This window comes from Leucobacter sp. M11 (assembly GCF_035726885.1).
Taxonomy (GTDB): domain Bacteria; phylum Actinomycetota; class Actinomycetes; order Actinomycetales; family Microbacteriaceae; genus JAPFRB01.
The window spans coordinates 258,502-260,146 of record NZ_JAPFRB010000005.1 but is presented as its reverse complement, the minus strand read 5'-3'; the positions used below and the strand labels follow the sequence as shown (position 1 = coordinate 260,146).

The window sequence follows — 1,645 nt, the reverse complement described above, 5'->3', positions numbered from 1 at the left end:
AGCCAGTAGCGCGGTGGCGACGTTGACGCGGAGGCCGAGGACCATCTGGCTCGGATCGATGCGGATCGACTCGATGACCGCGCGACCCACGCCGTACCAGATGAGGTACATCCCGAAGAAGCTGCCCCAGCGCGGGCGGAGCTTCTTCTCGATCGCGAGCAGGACGATCACGCCGAGGACGTTCCAGACGATCTCGTAGAGGAAGGTGGGGTGGAAGAGGGTGCCCTCGGCAAAACCGATGGGGAAGGCGCCGTTCGTGGACTCGATTTCGAGACCCCAGGGCAGCGTGGTCGGGCCGCCAAAGAGTTCGTGGTTGAACCAGTTCCCGAGCCGGCCGAAGGCCTGCGCGAGCAGCATGCCGGGCACGAGGGCGTCGGCGAAGGACCAGAAGCGCACCCCGGTGAGGCGCGAGGCGATGATCACGCCGACCGCGCCGCCGAGCAGCGCGCCGAAGATCGCGATGCCGCCGTTCCAGATAGCGAAGATCTCCCAGACGTTCTTGCCCTCGCCGAAGTAGTCGCCGAAGTGGGTGAGGACGTGGTAAATCCGGGCGCCGATGATGCCCAGCGCGACGGACCAGACCGTGAAGTCGATGACCACGCCGCGTTCAGCGCCGCGCGAGGTCAGGCGGCGGCCGGTCACGATCATGGCAACGACGATGCCGACCAGGATGCAGATCGCGTAGAAGTAGATCCGGAATGGGCCGAATTCGAGAAAGCTCGTCTCGGGGCTGGGAATGCTCAGCGGGGAAATCATCACGGGGTTCCTTGTCGATGGATCGGAGTGCGGCGCACCGCTCGTAGTCTACTTCGCCGGACGCTTAGGCAGAGGGCGCGATTCGGAGCGTGCCGGAGGCAAGCTCGGCGGCCACCTCGCGCACGCGGGCGGGACCGCCCTCCGCGAGGCCGCGGACAAGCGCGGAGCCGACGATCGCGCCATCGGCGTAGTCGAGGACTTCGCGCACGTGCGCGCCCTCGGAAATCCCGAGGCCCACGCAGCTGAACTCGCAGTCGGCGGCGCGGAGCCGCTCGACCAGGGTGCGTGCCGCCGAGTCCACGTCGTTCCTGGTGCCGGTGACGCCCATGGTGGAGACGGTGTACACGAAGCCGCGGCTCGCCTCGACCGCGGCGCGCAAGCGCTCGTCCGAGGAGGTGGGCGCGGCGAGGAAGACCCGGTCGAGATCCGCGCGGGTGGCCGCGTCGATCCAGTCCCGGCCCTCGTCGGGAATCAGGTCGGGCGTGATCAGCCCGGCTCCCCCGGCCTCGCGCAGGTCATCGGCGAAGCGCTGCACGCCGTACTGCATCACGGGGTTCCAGTAGGTCATGACAAGGATGGGCGCGTCGACCCGCTTCGTGATCTCGCGGATCGCCTCGAAGCCGTGCCGGAGCTTAAAGCCGTTTTTCAGGGCTTCCACGGTTGCGGCCTGAATGACCGGGCCGTCCATGACGGGGTCGGAATAGGGCAGCCCCAGCTCGATGATGTCCACGCCACCCTCGACCATGGCGCAGGCCGCGTCGATGCTGGTCCGCAGATCGGGAAAGCCGACCGGGAGATAGCCGATGAGGGAACCGTTCGCCTCGGCGTTGCGCTGGCGCAGCCGGGCTTCGACGAGTGAGGTGCTCACTGAGCAGCTCCTTCCGGGCCA

At 67.7% G+C, this 1,645-nt stretch carries 2 protein-coding genes; both read right to left on the bottom strand.

Annotated features, from left to right (window positions below):
* Nucleotides 1–756: prolipoprotein diacylglyceryl transferase (gene lgt, locus OOT08_RS16620; RefSeq protein WP_325093940.1), on the bottom strand; the 756-nt coding region annotated here is incomplete at its 3' end.
* 64 nt (nt 757–820) lie between these two features.
* Nucleotides 821–1,624 carry a tryptophan synthase subunit alpha gene (trpA, locus tag OOT08_RS16615; RefSeq protein ID WP_325093939.1) on the bottom strand — a complete coding sequence of 268 codons (804 nt, stop codon included), beginning with the start codon at nt 1,622–1,624 and terminating at the stop codon, nt 821–823.
* Between the last annotated feature and the right edge of the window lie 21 nt (nt 1,625–1,645).